The sequence below is a fragment of the Cupriavidus sp. 05L411 genome, from assembly GCF_056398045.1.
In genome coordinates this window covers 51,359-70,065 of the sequence record NZ_JBFTOQ010000020.1, presented here as the reverse complement: position 1 = coordinate 70,065, position 18,707 = coordinate 51,359, and the positions used below count along the sequence as shown (strand labels likewise).

The 18,707-nt window shown below is 65.5% G+C and carries 16 protein-coding genes; 8 read left to right on the top strand and 8 right to left on the bottom strand.

The genetic code is table 11. The features are described from left to right. Positions 1-74 precede the first annotated feature (74 nt). Entirely contained in the window at positions 75-3,635 is a 3,561-nt protein-coding gene (locus AC1DQR_RS22975; protein WP_477133858.1) for an indolepyruvate ferredoxin oxidoreductase family protein, read from the top strand. A gap of 88 nt (positions 3,636-3,723) precedes the next feature. On the opposite strand, the gene AC1DQR_RS22970 is transcribed toward AC1DQR_RS22975, so the two are convergent. Both AC1DQR_RS22970 and AC1DQR_RS22965 read right to left on the bottom strand, forming a co-directional pair. Then, entirely contained in the window at positions 3,724-4,041 is a 318-nt protein-coding gene (locus tag AC1DQR_RS22970) for a YnfA family protein (RefSeq protein ID WP_416050783.1), read from the bottom strand. Then, the gene (locus AC1DQR_RS22965) at positions 4,038-5,033 is read right to left on the bottom strand and encodes a 5'-nucleotidase (RefSeq protein WP_416050782.1); all 996 of its coding nucleotides are present in this window, start codon (positions 5,031-5,033) and stop codon (positions 4,038-4,040) included. The genes AC1DQR_RS22970 and AC1DQR_RS22965 overlap by 4 nt, the downstream gene beginning before the upstream one ends. A 204-nt stretch (positions 5,034-5,237) precedes the next feature. On the opposite strand from AC1DQR_RS22965, the gene AC1DQR_RS22960 reads away from it, so the two are divergent. Further along, complete coding sequence (locus AC1DQR_RS22960; protein ID WP_477133857.1) at positions 5,238-5,786, top strand: hypothetical protein; 549 nt, start codon at positions 5,238-5,240, stop codon at positions 5,784-5,786. Further along, on the top strand, positions 5,783-6,280 hold the full coding sequence (locus AC1DQR_RS22955; protein WP_477133856.1) for a hypothetical protein: 498 nt from the start codon (positions 5,783-5,785) through the stop codon (positions 6,278-6,280). The genes AC1DQR_RS22960 and AC1DQR_RS22955 overlap by 4 nt, the downstream gene beginning before the upstream one ends. A 9-nt stretch (positions 6,281-6,289) precedes the next feature. Here AC1DQR_RS22955 and AC1DQR_RS22950 read toward each other — a convergent pair whose 3' ends face one another. Next, positions 6,290-7,225: a LysR family transcriptional regulator gene (locus AC1DQR_RS22950; RefSeq protein WP_477133855.1), complete on the bottom strand. Its 936-nt coding sequence runs from the start codon at positions 7,223-7,225 to the stop codon at positions 6,290-6,292. Between the two features lie 135 nt (positions 7,226-7,360). Between AC1DQR_RS22950 and AC1DQR_RS22945 the strand changes: the two genes are divergently transcribed. After that, positions 7,361-8,881, top strand: coding sequence for a CoA-acylating methylmalonate-semialdehyde dehydrogenase (locus AC1DQR_RS22945; RefSeq protein WP_416050778.1), 1,521 nt, complete (start codon positions 7,361-7,363; stop codon positions 8,879-8,881). Positions 8,882-9,247: 366 nt separating this feature from the next. Then, entirely contained in the window at positions 9,248-11,923 is a 2,676-nt protein-coding gene (mdeB, locus tag AC1DQR_RS22940; protein WP_477133854.1) for an alpha-ketoglutarate dehydrogenase, read from the top strand. A 177-nt stretch (positions 11,924-12,100) separates the two neighbouring features. Here mdeB and AC1DQR_RS22935 read toward each other — a convergent pair whose 3' ends face one another. From AC1DQR_RS22935 to AC1DQR_RS22920, 4 genes are all read right to left on the bottom strand, one after another. Continuing rightward, positions 12,101-12,466, bottom strand: coding sequence for a hypothetical protein (locus AC1DQR_RS22935; protein ID WP_477133853.1), 366 nt, complete (start codon positions 12,464-12,466; stop codon positions 12,101-12,103). Positions 12,467-12,643: 177 nt separating this feature from the next. Continuing rightward, positions 12,644-13,273, bottom strand: a complete 630-nt coding sequence (locus tag AC1DQR_RS22930) for a DJ-1/PfpI family protein (RefSeq protein ID WP_477133852.1) — start codon at positions 13,271-13,273, stop codon at positions 12,644-12,646. 93 nt (positions 13,274-13,366) lie between these two features. After that, on the bottom strand, positions 13,367-14,056 hold the full coding sequence (locus AC1DQR_RS22925; RefSeq protein ID WP_416050774.1) for a helix-turn-helix domain-containing protein: 690 nt from the start codon (positions 14,054-14,056) through the stop codon (positions 13,367-13,369). A 167-nt stretch (positions 14,057-14,223) separates the two neighbouring features. Further along, positions 14,224-15,561: an MFS transporter gene (locus AC1DQR_RS22920; protein ID WP_416050773.1), complete on the bottom strand. Its 1,338-nt coding sequence runs from the start codon at positions 15,559-15,561 to the stop codon at positions 14,224-14,226. A 263-nt stretch (positions 15,562-15,824) separates the two neighbouring features. Between AC1DQR_RS22920 and AC1DQR_RS22915 the strand changes: the two genes are divergently transcribed. From AC1DQR_RS22915 to AC1DQR_RS22905, 3 genes are all read left to right on the top strand, one after another. Next, entirely contained in the window at positions 15,825-16,232 is a 408-nt protein-coding gene (locus AC1DQR_RS22915) for a cupin domain-containing protein (RefSeq protein WP_416050772.1), read from the top strand. Between the two features lie 58 nt (positions 16,233-16,290). Beyond that, positions 16,291-16,611 (top strand): DUF3470 domain-containing protein, encoded by a 321-nt coding sequence (locus AC1DQR_RS22910; RefSeq protein WP_477133851.1) that lies wholly within the window; start codon positions 16,291-16,293, stop codon positions 16,609-16,611. A gap of 264 nt (positions 16,612-16,875) precedes the next feature. Then, the gene (locus AC1DQR_RS22905; RefSeq protein ID WP_416050770.1) at positions 16,876-17,265 is read left to right on the top strand and encodes a hypothetical protein; all 390 of its coding nucleotides are present in this window, start codon (positions 16,876-16,878) and stop codon (positions 17,263-17,265) included. Positions 17,266-17,409: 144 nt separating this feature from the next. Here AC1DQR_RS22905 and AC1DQR_RS22900 read toward each other — a convergent pair whose 3' ends face one another. Next, positions 17,410-18,705: a c-type cytochrome gene (locus AC1DQR_RS22900; RefSeq protein ID WP_477133873.1), complete on the bottom strand. Its 1,296-nt coding sequence runs from the start codon at positions 18,703-18,705 to the stop codon at positions 17,410-17,412. Positions 18,706-18,707 lie beyond the last annotated feature (2 nt).

Sequence of the window (18,707 nt, the reverse complement as noted above, 5' to 3'; positions counted from 1 at the left end):
TTCATGATTTTACGATATCGACCAGCCTTCCTACACTCAGTGACAGCCCACAAGAGCACCCGGAGACAGCATCGATGAATGCCCCCCTATCCTCAGCCCAGCAAGATGCGCTAGCGTCGGTTTCCCTTGACGATAAATACACCCTGGCAAAAGGCCGCGTGTATCTCAGCGGCACCCAGGCGCTGGTGCGCCTGCCCATGCTGCAAAAGGCGCGCGACCTTGCCGCCGGACTGAATACGGCGGGCTTTATCTCCGGCTACCGCGGCTCCCCGCTGGGCGGCGTGGACCAGGCGCTGTGGAAGGCCAAGAAACACCTGACCGCCAGCGACGTGGTGTTCCAGCCCGGCGTGAACGAAGACCTGGCCGCCACCGCCGTGTGGGGCACCCAGCAGGTCAACCTGTTCCCGGACGCGACCCGCGATGGTGTGTTCTCGATGTGGTACGGCAAGGGCCCGGGGGTGGACCGCTCCATCGACGTGCTCAAGCACGCCAACTCGGCCGGCTCCGCCAAGCACGGCGGCGTGCTGCTGCTGGCGGGCGACGACCACGCCGCCAAATCGTCCTCGGTGGCGCACCAGTCCGAGCATGTGCTGCTGGCCTCCGGCATTCCGGTGCTGTACCCGTCCAATGTGCAGGAGTACCTCGACTACGGCCTGCATGGCTGGGCCATGAGCCGTTACTCCGGCCTGTGGGTATCGATGAAATGCGTGACCGACGTGGTGGAATCCACCGCCTCGGTGGAGGTCGACCCGGATCGCGTGCAGATCGTGCTGCCGGAGGACTTCGCCATGCCCGAGGGCGGCCTCAATATCCGCTGGCCAGATCCGCCGCTGGCGCAGGAAGCCCGCCTGCTCGACCACAAATGGTATGCGGCGCTGGCCTATATCCGCGCCAACAAGCTCAACCGCGTGGTGCTGGATTCGCCCAATGCGCGCTTCGGCATCATGACCGCCGGCAAGGCCTACCTCGACGTGCGCCAGGCGCTGTCTGACCTGGGCCTTGACGACGATACCTGCCTGCGCATCGGCATCCGCGTGTTCAAGGTGGGCTGCGTGTGGCCCCTGGACGCACACGACGCGCGCGAGTTCGCCACCGGCCTGGAAGAAATCCTGGTGGTGGAAGAAAAGCGCCAGATCCTCGAATACGCGCTCAAGGAAGAACTCTACAACTGGCGCGACGACGTGCGCCCCAAGGTCTACGGCAAGTTCGACGAGCGCGGCAACCACGGCGGCGAATGGTCGTTGCCGCGCGGCAACTGGCTGCTGCCCGCGCACTACGAGCTATCGCCTGCGCTGATCGCCAAGGCCATCGCCACCCGGCTGGAAAAGAGCGACCTGCCCACCGACGTGCGCGAGCGCATCGCTGCGCGCGTGGCGCTGATCGAGGCCAAGGAGCGCGAAGCCGCGCGCCCGCGCATCTCGGTGGAGCGCAAGCCCTGGTTCTGCTCGGGCTGCCCGCATAACACCTCCACCCGCGTGCCCGAAGGCTCGCGCGCGCTGGCCGGCATCGGCTGCCACTATATGGCGATGTGGATGGACCGCAATACCGACACCTTCAGCCAGATGGGCGGCGAGGGCGTGGCGTGGACCGGGCAGATGCATTTCACCGGCGAGAAGCATGTATTCGTCAACCTGGGCGACGGCACCTATTTCCACTCGGGACTGCTGGCGGTCCGCGCGTCCATCGCGGCCAAGGCCAATATCACCTACAAGATCCTGTTCAACGACGCCGTGGCGATGACCGGCGGCCAGCCGGTGGACGGCGTGCTGACGGTGCCGCAGATCGCTCACCAGGTGCTGGCCGAAGGCGCCAGCAAGATCGTGGTGGTCACCGACGAGCCCGAGAAATACGGCGACGGCGGCATGCTGCCCGCCAGCGTGACCGTGCATCACCGCGACAAGCTCGATGAGATCCAGGTCCAGCTGCGCGATACCGCCGGCGTCACCATCCTGATCTACGACCAGACCTGCGCCACCGARAAGCGCCGCCGCCGCAAGCGCGGCACCATGGCCGACCCCGCCAAGCGCGCGTTCATCAACGACGCGGTCTGCGAAGGCTGCGGCGATTGCTCGGTCAAGTCCAATTGCCTGTCAGTGGAGCCGCTGGAAACGCCGCTGGGCACCAAGCGCAAGATCAACCAGTCCTCCTGCAACAAGGACTTCTCCTGCGTCAATGGCTTTTGCCCGAGCTTCGTCACGGCTGAGGGCGCACAAGTGCGCAAGCCGGCCGCGGCGGGCGGCAAGGGCGCGCTCGCCGATTTCAGCGCGCTGCCGCAGCCGGCGCTCCCCACGCTGGAGCGGCCCTACGGCGTGCTGGTAACGGGCGTTGGCGGCACCGGCGTGGTCACCATCGGCGGCCTGCTTGGCATGGCTGCCCACCTGGAGCAAAAGGGCGTGACCGTGCTCGACATGGCCGGCCTGGCGCAGAAGGGCGGCGCGGTGATCAGCCATGTGCAGATCGCCCCGACCCCGGCCGCGCTGCACGCCACCCGCATCGCCACCGGCGAGGCACGGCTGGTGATCGGCTGCGACGCGATCGTCTCCGCCTCGCCCGAGGTCTTGTCCAAGACCCGGATCGACGTGACGGCAGCCGCCATCAACAGTGCCAATACGCCTACCGCAGACTTCATCAAGAACCCGAACTGGAAATTCCCGGGCGCCTCGGCCGAGCTGGACCTGCGCGCCAGCGTCGGCGACGCCTGCGCCTTTATCGACGCCAATGCGTGGGCCGTGAAGCTGCTGGCAGATTCGATCTACTCCAACCCGCTGCTGCTGGGCTTTGCCTGGCAAAAGGGCTGGGTCCCGTTGCGGCGCGATAGCCTCGTGCGCGCCATCGAGCTGAACGGCGTATCGGTGGAGAAGAACCTGCTGGCCTTCGACTGGGGCCGCTATCTGGCGCATCACGGCGAGGCTGCGCTCGCAGCGCAATTGCAGATCACGCCGCGTGCCCAGGTAGTGGCCATGCCGGAAACGCTCGATAGCGTCATCCGCCAGCGCGAAGCCCTGCTCACGGCCTACCAGAACCCGGCGTACGCCGCCCGGTACCGCGCCGCGGTCGAAAGCGTGCGCGCTGCCGAGAAGCGCGTGGGCGCCAACCCGCGCTTGCCGCTCGCCGAAGCCGTGGCGCGCAACCTCGCCAAGCTGATGGCCTACAAGGACGAGTACGAAGTCGCCCGCCTGTACGCCGACCCCGCCTTCCTGGACAAGCTGCGCGCGCAGTTCGAAGGCGAACCTGGCCGCGACTACCAGCTCAGTTTCCACCTGGCCCCCCCGCTGCTGGCCAAGCGGGACTCGCATGGCCACCTGGTCAAGCGCCGCTTTGGCCCGGCCATGCTGACCGCCTTCCGTCTGCTGGCACGCGCCAAGGGCTTGCGTGGCACCGCCTTCGACGTGTTCGGCAAGACCGCCGAGCGGCGCGCGGAACGCAAGCTGATCGAGGACTACATCGCGATGGCGGAGGAGTTCGGCGCGACGCTGAATGCGGACCGGCTGGATACGGCGGTAGCGCTGGCGAGCCTGCCCGACGACATCCGCGGCTTCGGTCATGTCAAGCAAGCCAATATGGAAAAGGCGGCGGCGCGGCGGGTGGCGCTGCTGGCGCAGTATCGCGGGGCGGCGGCGCGGGTCGCGGCCTGAGCGGCGCGGGCGCAATGGTTGGCTGGGCGCGGATCGGGAGGGCGGGCGCTAGCCGTAGCGCAAGCGCCCCATCACGCTCCGCGCCGCTTCAACGCGGCTGAAAGACAATCATCGCCATCCCGGCGATCGCCACCGCCACCCCCGCCAGATCCCAGTGGCTAGGCTTCACCCCATCCACCAGCCAGAGCCACAGAATAGCCACCGCAATATAAATGCCGCCATAGGCCGCATAGACCCGCCCGGAAGCATCCGGGTGCAGCGACAGCAGCCAGGCGAACAGCGCCAGCGACAGCGCGCCTGGCACCAGCAGCCACGCGCTGGCACCCTGGCGCAGCCACAGGTAGGGGAAATAGCAGCCCAGGATTTCCGCGCAGGCCGTGATGAGGTAAAGGACGAAGGTCTTCATGCGGCGGAGGCGGGTGCGTTGCCGGCCTGGCTGGCGGCATCGGTGTCGTCGTTCCTGGCGCGCTTGCGCGCGGGCCTGCGTTTGCCGCCGCCCAGTTCTCCACCTTTGTAAGGCACCCGCCCCGACGGCACCACCGCCGACGCCAGTTCCACATGCCCTTCCTGGTCGTCGAAGAACATATGCGCGCCGAACGCCTGCAGCACTTGATCCTTGGGCAAGCCGCCGAGGAAAAAGGCTTCATCGATGCTGACGTTCCACGCGCGCAGGGTATGCACCACCCGTGTGTGCGCCGGGCTGTTGCGCGCCGTCACGATGGCGATGCGCACCGGGCATTGCCCGGGCGGGAAGTGCGACTGGATCTCCGCCAGGCGGAGCAGCAGCTTGGCGAACGGCCCTTCGGCCATGGCCTTGTGGCGGTGTTTCTGCTCATGCCGGACGAAGGCTTCCAGCCCTTTTTGCTTGAAGATCTGCTCGGACTCCGGCGAGAACAGCACGGCATCGCCGTCGAAGGCAATACGGATCTGGCCGGCGGGGGCGTGATAGTCGGCGGGCGCGGCGTACAGCTGGGCCGCGGCTACGCCGCCGTCGATGGCGGCCTGCACGTCGGTGGCCTCGCGCGAGAGGAACAGGTCCACCTTGAAGGCTTGCAGGTAGCGCGAGATCGGTTCGCCGCCGGTGAATGCCGCGCGGGTGATGTCGAGCCGGTGGGTCTCGATGGCGTTGAACGCGCGCAGCCCGGTGTCCGGCGAATTGCGCGAGATCACCACGACCTCGACCAGCCTTCGGTCCGGGATCAGGTGATTAAGTCCGAGCAGCGCCTGCACCAGCGGAAAGGCCGTGCCCGGCAGCAGGGGTTCGTCCTCATGCTGGCGCTGGTAGGCGGAGTAGGACGCCACCCCCTCGGATTGATAGATGCCGTTCTCGTGCTCGAGGTCGAACAACGCCCGGGACGAGATGCCGATGACGAGTTTGTCTGTGAGATCGTAGGCCATGCTGCAGTATAAAGGCAGACGATTCGGCGCCGGCGACGCGCCGGGCGGATGCGCCGCTCACCGGATGCATCCAGCGCACGCTGTCGTTCTTACAATCTTTGACATTTCTGCGCTTTGCGACGCAAGTGCGCGCGCGTATGCTGGCCCGCATTTGCGAATGCGCCGGGCATGCCGGGCATAGCCTTCCCCGATTTTCCATCCCCCATGATCACTCCTGATTCCCTCCGCGCGCGGCCCGGGACCGGCCTGCGCGGCCCGGCCGCGCTTGCCGCCGCGATTGCCCTTTGCTTATCCGCCACGGGCTGCAGTTCCTTGCTGAGCGAGGGCACGGCGGCCGGTGCGGGCATTGCCGGCGCCAGTATTGCCGGTGCGCTGACCGACAACGCGGCGGTGGCGACCGGCATTGGCCTGGGTGTGCAAGCGGGCGCCAGGGCCGCCTTGCAGTACAGCCAACGCAAAATCCACGCGGCGGCGCAAGACCGCATCGCCATGGCCGCCGGCCCGCTGGCGGTGGATGCGGTGGCGGACTGGAAGACCGACCACGCCGTGCCGCTCGAGCCTGCGGAGCATGGCCGGGTCACGGTCAGCCGGGAGATCGGCGGCAAGTCCCTCCAGTGCAAGGAAATCGTGTTCTCGGTGGACGACGAAGCGAAATCCAGCGCGTTCTATATCGCGGCGATCTGCCGGGACGGCCAGGCGTGGAAGTGGGCGTCGGCGGAGCCGGCCACCGAGCGCTGGGGGGCGCTGCAATGAGCGGCCCGCACCGGTTGCGGGTCATCGTGCCCGTGCTTGCGGCCGCCCTGGCCACCGGCTGCTCGTCGGTCGGCGACCTGACCGGCGCGGTGGCCGGCGTGGCGACCGGCGCGGTCACCGGCAACCCGGCCCTGGCCGCCGGCGTGGCCATCGGCGTCAGTGCCGCCGCGGATGCCGGCGCCAAATACGTCTTGCGCAACTGGCAGCAGGCGGAGCAGGACAGCATCGCCGCCACCATCGGCGCCATGCCGGTCGATGCGCAGCAGCGCTGGGAAATCCGCCACCCCTTGCCCTATGCCAACGAGCATGGCTGGGTGCGGGTGGTGCGCGTCATCCGCACGCCGCTGACGGAATGCCGGGAGGCGCTGTTCTCGGTGGACGACGACGCCAGGCAACAGCGCGCCTGGTTCCTGACCACCGCCTGCCGGCAGCCCGCGGGCTGGAAATGGGCGGCGGCGGAGCCGGCGGTGCCGCGCTGGGGCAACTTGCAGTAAGGCTGGGCGTCAGCCCATTGTGAAGCCATCCTTCAGCGTCTCGCGCAGGTAGTCCACAAACACGCGCACGGCGCGCGGCAGGTAGGGGCTGTAAGGGCGGATGGCGAACAGGTGGTCGCCAAAGGCCCCCGCCGGGCGCCAGTTGGGCAGGACCTTGACCAGCCTGCCGGCGGCCACGTCCGCCTGGGCGGTGAAGTCCGGCAGCAGGGCGATGCCCAGACCGCCCAGCGCCGCCTCGCGCAGGGCCTCGCTGTTGTTGGYGGCAAAGCTGCCGTGGATGGCCACGCTGCGCCGGGGGGCGGCGCCGCGCAGCGGCTCGAAGCTCCAGGTGGGCGATTCGCCCCGCCGGAAGTAATGCAGACAGGCATGCTCGGCCAGTTCCTCCGGGGTTTCGGGCGAGCCATGGCGCTTCAGGTAGCTGCGCGTTGCCACCAGCACCGTGTTCGTGCGGCATAGCGTCCAGGCGATATGCGTATCCGGCGCTACCGAGGCATGCCGGATTGCCAGGTCGAAGCCTTCCTGCGCCAGCGCGGTGAACTTGTCGGAAAACTCCATCTCGATCCGCACCTCCGGATAGGCCTTCAGAAAGGCTGGGATGCGCGGGACGATCTGCTGCCGGCCCAGCGCCACTGGTGCCGTGACCCGCAGCAAGCCGCGCGGCTCGCCGGCAAGATCACGCACGCCTGCAAAACTGCGCTCGATGTCCGCGAAGGCGTTGCGCGTGGTGTCCGCGAGTTGCTGGCCCGCTTCGGTCAGCCGGACGCTGCGGGTGGTCCGCTGCACCAGCGGCACCCCGGCGCTGCGCTCCAGCTCCGCGATGCGCTGGCTCATGGCCCCTTTGCTCAGGCCCAGGCGCACGGCCGCGGCCGTGTAGCTGCCAAGCTCACCCAGCACGACCAGCGAGTAAAGGTGCGCCCAGTTGGGTTCTTTATTTTCGTCTTCCATCGCGGCATTGTTTACTTTGCTAAACAATGAGTCAAGCCGCGCGGCATTGATGGGGGAAGGGGCCGTGACTACACTCGTCGCATTGGCTAATCCCTCTCTCCCAGTCATTCCCTCTCTTTCCTTGAAGGCAGCAACGTGAAGACTCCCATCGCATACACCGAAGGCGGCCAGCTCGGCCACTACATCAACGGCAGCCGGGTTGCCAGCGCCAGCGGACGCACGCAGGATGTCTTCAATCCGGCCACCGGCGCCGCCGCGCGCACCGTGGCGCTGGGCTCGGTTGACGAAGCCGGCACCGCGGTTGCCGCTGCGGCCGCGGCCTTTCCGGCCTGGGCGGACACGCCCCCGATCCGCCGCGCGCGGGTCATGCAACGCTTCCTGCAACTGATGAACCAGAATCGCGACACGCTCGCGGCGATGATCACGGCGGAACACGGCAAGGTCTTTTCCGACGCGCAGGGCGAAGTCTCCCGGGGCATCGACATCATCGAGTTTGCCTGCGGCATCCCCCAGTTGCTCAAGGGCGACTACACGGACCAGGTCAGCACGGGCATGGACAACTGGACGCTGCGCCAGCCGCTGGGCGTGGTGGTTGGGATCACGCCGTTCAACTTCCCCTGCATGGTCCCGTGCTGGATGTTCCCGATCGCGCTGGCGGCCGGCAACACCTTCGTGCTCAAGCCCAGCGAGCGCGATCCCAGCGCCAGCCTGTTCATGGCGGATCTGCTGACCGAAGCCGGCTTGCCGGCCGGCGTGTTCAACGTGGTGCAGGGCGACAAGGTCGTGGTCGACGCACTGATCGAACATCCCGACGTCAAGGCAGTGAGCTTTGTCGGCTCTACCCCGATCGCCCAGTACATCAGTGAGCGCTCGGCGCATTTCGGCAAGCGCGTGCAGGCGCTCGGCGGCGCCAAGAACCATCTGGTGGTCATGCCCGACGCGGACATCGAACAAGCCGTGGACGCCCTGATCGGCGCCGGCTACGGCTCGGCCGGCGAGCGCTGCATGGCGATCTCGATCGCCGTGCTGGTGGGCGATGTCGCGGACAAGATCCTCCCGCTGCTGGCCGAGCGCGTGAAGGCACTGGTGATCGGCAATGGCATGGACGCCGAGGCCGAGATGGGCCCCATCGTCACGCGCCAGGCCCTGGAGCGGATCGAAGGCTACGTCGGCCTCGGCGTGGAGGAAGGCGCCACGCTGGTGGTGGACGGCCGCGATTGCCGCGTGCCCGGCCATGAAGCGGGCTTCTTCACGGGCGGCACTTTGTTTGACAACGTGACCCCCGCCATGCGCATCTACAAGGAAGAAATCTTCGGCCCGGTGCTGGGCTGCGTACGCGTGAAGGATTTTGCCCAGGCCGTGCAACTGGTCAACGACCATGAGTTCGGCAACGGCGTGGCCTGCTACACCAGCGACGGCGGCGTGGCGCGTGAGTTTGCGCGGCGCATCCAGGTCGGCATGGTCGGCATCAATGTGCCTATCCCGGTGCCGATGGCCTGGCACGGCTTTGGCGGATGGAAGCGCAGCCTGTTTGGCGATACCCACGCGTATGGCGAGGAAGGCGTGCGCTTCTACACCAAGCAGAAGTCGGTCATGCAGCGCTGGCCCGACAGCATCGGCAAGGGCGCCGAGTTCGCCATGCCGACGGCGAAGTAATTTTCGGGCAACTGCACCGGATGCATCAGGTCCGGTCAGTCCCACTTGCTGCAGTTTGAGGGCGCTGAATACCCGCCTCATCAGGCGCGCTTTGCGTTGAGCCACGCTGGAAGCACCCGGCATGATCATCGTCCCCGCCGGTTTTTGCCGCGCCCGGGCAATCGATAGGCACGCCGGCGATACGCCAAGCCCATCTGCCACCACTTGCAGCCGGCGTGCCCGTCCCCACAGCACGTTGCGCCGCCAGCCGCCCAGCCGCAGCACGCTACGCTGCCGGCGGCCGGCTTCGCCTGCCAATTCGGCAGCTTCTGCCGCGGTCTCCTCCCTACAATCCAATAGAGAAGAACAAAGCCCACGGAGACCGCAATGCGTGCCCTGCCAAAGACAGCCGCCATCCAGATTGCCCCTGGCGAAGGGCACGACCCCGACGTTGAGGAAACCGGCGAATGGCTCGACGCCCTGGCCGGCGTCTTTCGCACCGGCGGCGCGCCGCGTGCGCGCTTCCTGCTGGAGCGCCTTGCCGAGCATGCCAGCCATCTCGGCCTTGGCGAACGGGCGCATCCGTACTCGGCCTACCAGAACAGCATCGGCGTAGGCGAGCAGCCGCGCTATCCCGGCGACCTTGCCATGGAGCAGCGGCTGACCTCGATCATCCGCTGGAACGCGCTGGCCATGGTGGTGCGCGCCAACAAGGCCTACGGCGAACTTGGCGGCCACCTTGCCAGCTATGCCTCCGCCGCCGAGATCTTCGAGGTGGGTTTCAATCACTTCTTCCGCGCCGACGATGGGGACCACAAGGGCGACCTGGTCTACTTCCAGCCGCATTCCGCGCCGGGCGTCTATGCACGCGCCTTCCTGGAGGGACGGCTGTCCGAGTCCCAACTGGCGAGCTACCGGCAGGAAACCGGCGGCGGCGGCCTCTCCTCCTATCCGCATCCCTGGCTGATGCCGGATTTCTGGCAATTCCCGACCGGCTCCATGGGCATCGGCCCGATCAGCGCCATCTACCAGGCCCGCTTCCTGCGCTATCTCGGGCATCGCGGCATTGCCGATACCGTTGCGCGGCGCGTGTGGGGCGTGTTCGGGGACGGCGAGATGGACGAGCCGGAGTCGCTTGCCGCGCTCTCGCTGGCGGCGCGCGAGAAGCTCGACAACCTCACCTTCGTCATCAACTGCAACTTGCAGCGGCTCGATGGCCCGGTGCGCGGCAACGGCCAGGTGATCCATGAGCTGGAGGCGCTGTTTGGCGGCGCCGGCTGGCACGTCGTCAAGGTGGTCTGGGGTTCCGAGTGGGATGCGCTGTTTGCGCGCGACACCAATCACGCGCTGCTGCGGCGCTTTGCTGCGATGGTGGACGGCGAGTACCAGAACCTCGGGGCCAAGGATGGCGACTACAACCTGGCCCACTTCTTCAACACGGACCCCGAGCTCAAGGCGCTGGTCGCCAGCATGAGCAGCGCGGATATCGATGCGCTGCGCCGGGGCGGCCATGACTTTCGCAAGCTGTACGCCGCATTCCAGGATGCGCAGGCGCACAAGGGCAAGCCCACCGTGATCCTCGCCAAGACCAAGAAGGGCTACGGCATGGGCGAAGCGGGCGAATCCCGCATGACGGCGCACCAGCAGAAGAAGCTCGATATCGACGCGCTGCGTGCCTTCCGCGACCGCTTTGCGCTGCCGCTGGACGACGATGCCGTGGCGGAGCTGCGCTTCTACAAGCCGGCCGACGACAGCCCGGAGATGACCTACCTCCATGCACGCCGGCAAGCGCTGGGCGGCTACCTGCCAGCCCGCGCGCGCACCGCGCCCGCGCTGCGCATGCCCGACCTGATGCAGTATGGCCGCTTCGCCATGGAGCCGGACGAGCGCGCCGTCTCCACCACCACGGGCGTGGTGCGCCTGTTCACCAACCTGATCAAGGACAAGGACATCGGCCCGCGCGTGGTGCCCATCGTGGCCGACGAGGCGCGCACCTTCGGCATGGCCAACCTGTTCCGGCAGATCGGCATCTACTCGCCGGTAGGGCAGCTCTACGAGCCGGAAGATGCCGGCTCGATGCTGTACTACAAGGAGAGCCAGCAAGGGCAACTGCTGGAAGAAGGCATCACCGAAGCCGGCGCGCTGGCGTCGTGGACGGCCGCGGCAACGTCATACAGCGTGAGCGGCGTCGCCATGTTGCCGTTCTATATCTACTACTCGATGTTCGGCTTCCAGCGCGTCGGCGACCTGATCTGGGCGGCGGCGGACCAGCGCGCGCGCGGCTTCCTGATCGGCGCCACCGCCGGGCGCACCACGCTTGCCGGCGAAGGCCTGCAGCACCAGGATGGCACCAGCCAGCTGATTGCCGCCACGGTGCCGAACTGCCGCGCCTACGATCCGGCCTTCGCCAGCGAAGCCGCGGTCATCATCCACCACGGCGCGCGCAGCATGCTGGAGGCGCAGCGCGACGAGTTCTACTACCTGACCGTCAACAACGAGAACTACGTGCAGGCACCGCTGCGCGAGGACGCGCACGACGACGTGATCAAGGGCATGTACCTTTTCGGTGTGCGCGGCCCCGAAGGCGCTGCCACCAGCGTGAGGCTGCTCGGCTCGGGCGCCATCCTGCGCGAAGTCATCGCCGCCGCGGACCTGCTGGCAAGCGACTGGGATATCAAGTCTGAGATCTGGAGCGTGACCAGCTTCTCCGAGCTCGCCAGGGACGCCCGCGAATGCGAGCGCGCCAGCCTGTTCGCCAGCGGCGGCGAAACGCAAAGCCATTTGCAGCGCTCGCTGCCGGGCGCTACCCCGGTCATCGCCGCCACCGACTACGTGCGGGCCTATGCGCAGCTCATCGCCTCGTACCTGCGCGCACCGTTCACCGCGCTTGGCACGGACGGCTTCGGGCGCAGCGATACGCGCGCCGCGCTGCGCCGCTTCTTCGAGATCGACCGCTACCACGTGGCGATCGCCGCGCTGCGGTCGATTTCTCCTGCGCTGCATGCCAAGGGGCTGGAGCGCTATGGCGTGAGGACGGAGGTGGATGCGCCTTGGGCGCGTTAAGGCAGCGCCTGCGCGATAGCCTCCTGTCCGGCTTGCACAGCAAAGGTGCGCAGGCCGCGGCAGGCAGAGGATGGCGATGAAGCGGGAGGGGGCGAGTCATCGAGACCGGGCCATCAAACGGCCCCATCAAATGGCCCCATGTGCGTCAACAGCCGAGCCTGCTACGCGCAGCGTGGATCAATCCCGGCCCACATCCGCTGAGGGCTCATCCAGCAAGTGCCCGAACTCGTCCAGCTCCTTCTGGATCCGCGCCATGCTGGCGTCAATCGCCTGGGGCGTGACTTCGCCATCGACGAACTCAACCGAGACGCGGGTAACACGCGGATCTTTGTCGATCATGCCCTGCAGCACCTTGTCAAAGAACTTTTCCCCCGCACGCAAGCCGAGCGGGAGAGGGACAAGCACCTTGACCAGCAGGACCTCCTCCTCACGTTTCGTCTTGGCCGCATCGGCAAACGCAGTCCGGAGATACGATTTGAGTTTCAAAACACTCAGGTTGCCAGGAACAGCAACATGCGACACCCGCACCTTTGCCTCAGCCATGCTATCTCTCCGCCGAAATTGAACGCGCAGACTATACCGGAGGCGGCATCGGTCCAACAAAACTCGGCACTGTCGCAATGGATTACGCCAAGGAGGATGTGCCGATGCCGATGCAGGTAAAGGGCTGTGCGTAACCGTGTCTATTCCCACGGCTGCTGCGCGCTGGGAAGCAGCTGGTCAGGCAGCATGCCTGAGCGTCCGCAAGCGCCGCCGGTTGGCGTCCTGCGCCGCGTCATACTCCATGATGCGGGCCGTCTCGTGGCTTACTTCGGAGCCGAGGTGCCGCTCAAGGAGGTAGAGCGTCAGGTCAATGCCGAGCGTCACGCCGCCGCCGGTAATGACATCGCCCTCGTCGACCACCAGCGCGTGGACGGCTTGCGTGTCCGGATGTAGTCTGGCCAGGGTGGTGACCGGGCATTCCTCGGGTCCGGTGACGGCAAACTTTGTCGTGGCGGTCTTGCCTTCGAGCAAGCCGGAGGCCCCGAGGATCATGGCGCCCGTGCATACGCTCGCCACGCGCTCGCCGCTGGCGTGGCGCTGGCGGATAAACGAAAGCATGCCATCGTTATGCACCTGCTCGCGCCAGCCCGGGCCGCCGGTCACGATCACGACATCCGCCGGCGGCGCATCGGCGAACGCATAGTCGGTTTCGACGCGCAGGCCGTTCTGCAACTGGACCATGCCGCCATGCTCTGAAGCGGTGAAGTACGAGAGCGTCTGCGCCACGCGTTTCGCCATCGATAGCGTCCCGATGACAGCGAGTTCGATGGGTTCAATGTGTTCATACAAAACGACTGCGACACGCATGGTGTTGTCTCCGAGTGGATTGTTTCCCAATCTTATGACAATATTTCCTAATAGGAAACTTTTTCCTTCGCACACCTGACGTTTTGCTGCGTATCACTTGGGGTCTGGCTCGGCAGGCTCCATCACAACCACCACTGCCTGTGCATCGCCCTCCAGGGCGCGGCCTCGATGCGGCGTGCTGGACTCGAAGTAAAGGCTGTCGCCCGCTTCCAGGATGCAGCGTTGAAGCTTGCCTTTGACTTTGAACTCGAATTCGACTTTCCCCGACAGAAGAAAGACGAATTCCTCTCCCTCATGCTCGAAGAAGAAGTCGAGATTTATCTCGGAGGGGAAGGTAAACATGAAGGGATCCATGTGCTTGCGCTGCTTCTTGTGCGCCAGGCTCACATAATCGTACCCGTAGGCGCTGCCGCCGCGAAACACGGGTTTGCGCTCCCAATGATGTACCACGGAGACGGGAGCGTCGGCACTTTCGGGTGAGACTGCGTCCGCGGCATCCGCGTCGACAAAGAAATAGCTCAGCTCCATGCCCATGGCGCGTGCGATGCGAGCCAGCGAACCAATTGGCGGTGCCTTTTTCCCATTCTCGATCTTGGATAGATAGCCTTTTGTGAATCCGGATAGCTCCGCAAGGGCTTCAAGCGTGAGGCCGTGCTCGATGCGTGCTGTGCGCAGGCGCAGGCAGACGGCTTCTTCATCATCTATCGGCGCCGTGCTCACTTCCTGAGCGGCTTGTTTCTGCCGTGATGCGAGCAGTGTTTTATCGAGTTTTTTTGCCGTCATGGCTTGCAAGTTCCGTTCGCCCGTCTGGTAGGGGAATGGGAAACTTGGGCAAGTTTCCCGGTTGGAATTGTAAGCCTTGTTGCGCGGCGTCTGTTGCCCAGGCCGTTTTGGCGCCGCTCGCGCCGCCCTTGCGCCGGGAAGGCGACGGCACCGCAAGCAGCCTTCCGTCAGGATTCGTACAGATTGTCCCGATAGGTTTCAGTGCTGGCCGCGGTAGCGATCAGGGTAACGAGGCCGAGCACGGCAATCATGATGGCCACGCCAAAGAAATGTCCTTGCCTGGCCAGCAGGGCGGTCGCCAGCATGGGCGCAAGGCCGCCCCCGATGCCCGCCGCCACCTGGCACCCCAGCGATGCCCCGCTGTAGCGTACCTTGGTGCCGAACAGTTCGGGAAGCAGGGCGGCTTGCGGACCGTACATGGAGCCGTGGCCCAGGTTCATGCAAACTGCCACGGCCAGCGCGATGATCACGGGATTGCCTGTCTGGATGCACATGAATAGCGGATAGGCCGCCGCGATGGTGAAAAGGGATCCCAGGAAATACAGCGGACGCCGGCCCCAGCGATCCGACAGATGGCCGAACAACGGGATCGTCAGCAGTTCCAGAGCGGCACCAAGCAGCACGCCGTCCAAAATGACCGTCTTGGGAATTTTCAGTACCGTGGTCCCGTACACGACGACGAACACGGTGAGGATATAAACCCAGGCAACTTCGCAGACTTTCAATCCAATGCTGATGATGAGGTTGCGGCGGTGCTTGGTCAGCACCTCGAACAGCGGGATCTTCGGTGGCTCCTTCTCTTGCGCCGCTGCGGCAAAGACCGGCGATTCCGAGACCTTCAAGCGGATATAAAAGCCCAGGAAGACAAGGATGGCGCTCAGCAGGAACGGAACGCGCCAGCCCCACGCCAGGAAGTCGGCATCTGCCATCCTGCTCAGGTAGGCAAAGATGCCGGTAGAGGCAAGCATGCCCAGTGGGAATCCCATCTGCACCAGGCTCCCATAGAAGCCGCGCTTGTCTTTCGGCGCATGCTCGATCACCATCAGCGCCGCGCCGCCCCACTCCCCGCCGATGCCGATACCCTGGATCACGCGCAGCAAGATCAGCAGTACCGGCGCCCAGATGCCGATCTGGCCGTAGGTGGGGAGCAAGCCAATGGCGAACGTGCCGCCGCCCATGAGGAACATCGTCGTCATCAGCATGGTCTTGCGGCCGACCTTGTCACCGAAGTGACCGAATACGACACCGCCCAGAGGGCGCGCGATAAAGCCAACGGCAAAGGATCCCAGCGCGGCCATGGTCCCCATCAACGGGTCTAGCGACGGAAAGAACAGCTTGTTGAACACCAGCGCGGCGGCTGTGCCATAGAGCAAAAAGTCGTACCACTCGACCATGGTGCCGATGACGCTGGCCGTCACCACCTTGCTCATGCTGTCCCTGCTGCTGGATCGGTGCGCGGTGTCGGCCAAACCCGCGGCACCCTCCGTGTTTGTGTATGCATCCATCGGTGTCTCCTGTCTCCTGTTTTCCTGCTTGTCATGGCTTCGGGGGCGCAATCTCGCGAGGACTGCGTGTTCATGGTAGCCAATTGGGAAACATTTTCAAGCATGGTAGGGTAAACAAGGAAACTAAAGAGGCTATAAATTCACAAAATTAAGATAAATTGAAACGAAGTTGACCAAAATGAAACTGTGAGATAAATTGGTTTCCGTGCAGCGCATCTTGTTTGCACGCTTGCACTTACCTGCACTGTCCAGAGGAGACTGCCGTGATTGAGAATCAACACTTCAGCGAACGTTTGAAGGGCAAACTGGAGCCGACCCCCGGCGGCTCGGTCTATGTCGATCCAGACACCCTCGAATGGGAGCCCTCCCAGTTCGAGAAGATCTCGATGAAAGTCCTGTATCGCAACGACGCCGCCGGCGAAATGACCGTGCTCCTCAAGTGGGAGCCGGGCGCGGTGCTGCCATTCCACAAGCATCCGGAGATCGAGCAAAGCTATGTGCTCGAGGGATCGTTCTACGATCACGACGGGATCTGCCGTGCCGGCCAGTTTGTCTGGCGCCAGCCCGGTTCGTTGCACGAAACCCGTTCCGACGAGGGCTGCCTGCTGTTCGCGGTTTATCGCAAGCCGAATGTCTTCTTTGGCACGGCCGGCTTCCGCAAGGCCTCCTGAAATTACCGGCGTCCTATCCCCGGGGCGCGGTGCTCCGGGATTTGTCATTGGAGTAGCCATGGCTTGCGTCGTCACTGAAGCTTGCATCAACTGCCGCTATGGAGATTGCGCGGAAGTCTGCCCCGTGCATGCGTTCCATCAGGGGCCGAACTTTATGGTGATCGACCCGTCGGTCTGCCTGAATTGCACGATCTGCACCCTGGTGTGCCCGGTCAATGCCATCAAGAATGACTATGACTTGACGGAGGAGGAGCTCGGCTTCGTAGAACTCAATGACAAGTTGGCGAGGAAGTGGCCGGTGGTGAAAATCGGGGACGGGCCGCTGCCGGATGCCGACGATTGGGCGTTTCTGGAAAATAAGAGGGCGTTGCTGGTTTAGGGAGCAGGTTGGGGGTCTATCGCGACGGAGAGCCGCCTTGCAAGCGGTCAGCCGTGTAGAGGATCAGAAAGCTCTCGGCACACCAGCCCGTCTCGTCCCAGCCCTCTGGTGGCAGCACAACGATCGAGCGCGCGCGCACTTAACGGGCCTTCGCGTCGATGGCAAGGCTGGTAAATGACTGTTGCAAAATCGAACAGAATGTCAGGTGCCTCGGCGCTACAGTGGCCCTTCCCATGCCTGAAGGCGTTTTTTGGAGGTACACGAATGAAGCAACATCTGGCGAAATCCTTGTTGATGGCTGGCGCAATGATCGCGTCCTATCCGCTATTCGCGCAGCAGGCCCAGCCCCTTCAGCCGACCCAGCCGATGCAATCCACTCAGCCAATGCAATCCACCCAGTCGGTTCCATCCGCCCAACCGATGCAAAGCATGCCGGCGGCAGCGCCGTCGGCCCAGGAGGCGCTGCCAGCCGCGCGCGATGCCTATGCGCAGGGGGCTGAACAACCGGCGCAGGCGGGCATGGCGCCCGCACCAGCTGACCCGACGCTGGCCCGCAGCCCAGGCCCGGCAATGGACCCCGCCAGCATGAGCCTGGCTCCCGATGCGCTCGGAACGCGTCTTGGCCAGCGCAATCCTTTCCTCGACGGCGCTTGAGTGCCTATCCGCCTCCTTGCGCGCTGTCAGTCTTGACCATCCATTCGGTGTGCAACGCCCGGTGAACCCGGCAACGCTCGGCGATGGGAAAGCAGCGCAGCGCGCTGGCCCGCGTCGAGCGGGCCGCGCGTCCATCGCGCTGCCTCAATGCCMCTTGCCTGCCTCCACGCGCAGGGCCTTCACCTTGTCCGCGCTCACATCGCCGGGTTGTCCGCCGTAGCTCGCCCGCAGGTAGTTGGCCAGGTCCGCCAGCTCCGCGTCGCTCAGGCGCGACGCAAAGCCGGGCATGTCCTGCATGCTCTCCAGCCCAGGGAATTTCTGCGCTTCGATGCCGTCGAGCATGGACACGATCAGGTTATGCGGATCGGCGTTGCGCACGGTGGAGTTGCCCAGCATCGCCACCGCCACATGTGGCTTGCCTTCGCCCTCGCGGCCATGGCAGCCGGCGCAGACGGCCAGGTATTGCTGGCGGCCAGGCTTGAGCTGCGCTGCGTCCGCGCTGGCCGGCTTCACTGGCTGGGGCTGCGGCGGATGGTCGCCCAGCAGGTAGGTGGACATGGCGGTGAGGTCGGCCTTGTTCAGGTACTGGCTGCTGAGATGGACCACGGGGAACATCTCGCCGTAGGCCGAACCCTGTGGCGCCATGCCGGTGGCGAAGAAGGTCTGCAGGTCGGCGCCCGTCCAGCCGCGCGCGGCCAGGCCCGCCGGTGTGATGTCCGGCGCGGCCACGCGGCCGAGCGCGGCGCCGGCTAATGGCCTGGCCGCGTCCAGGCGGCCGAACGTGGCGCGTGGCGTGTGGCATTCGGCGCAGTGGCCCAGCGCGTTGGACAGGTAGCGGCCGCGCTGCCAGGCCGGGGTCTGGCCGGTGGAGGCATCGGGCAACTGGTCCTTCAGGAACAGCAGGTTCCAGCCGATCAGCGCCACGCGCATGTTGTACGGGAAGCTGAGGTCGTGCAGCCGGTTGGCCACGGCGGCTGGCTTTAGCCGCATCAGGTAGGCGTACATCGCATCGGTGTCGCCGCGCGACAGGCCGCGGTACGAGGTATACGGCATGGCGGGGTAGAGGTGCTTGTCCGGCGTGACGCCATCATGCAGCGCCTTGTAGAAATCGTCGGCGCTCCACTTGCCGATGCCGTGGTCCTTGTCCGGCGTGATGTTGGTGCCGTAGAAGGTGCCGAACGGCGAGGCCAGTTCCACGCCGCCGGCAAACGGCGCGCCCTGGGCGCTGGTATGGCAGGCGGCGCAATCGGCGGCGCGCACCAGGTAGCGCCCGCGCGCGATCTGGTCGGCGGGCGAGAGCTGGGTGGCGGGCTGCTGGTCGGCGGCGGTGTCGATCGGGGCGGCGTGGTCGCCGCAGCCGGCCAGCATGGCAGCGCCTAGCGCGGCCAGGGTCGCCAGCGTGGTGCGCGCGTGTCGGAGGAAGTTGGGCTGGCTCATCATAC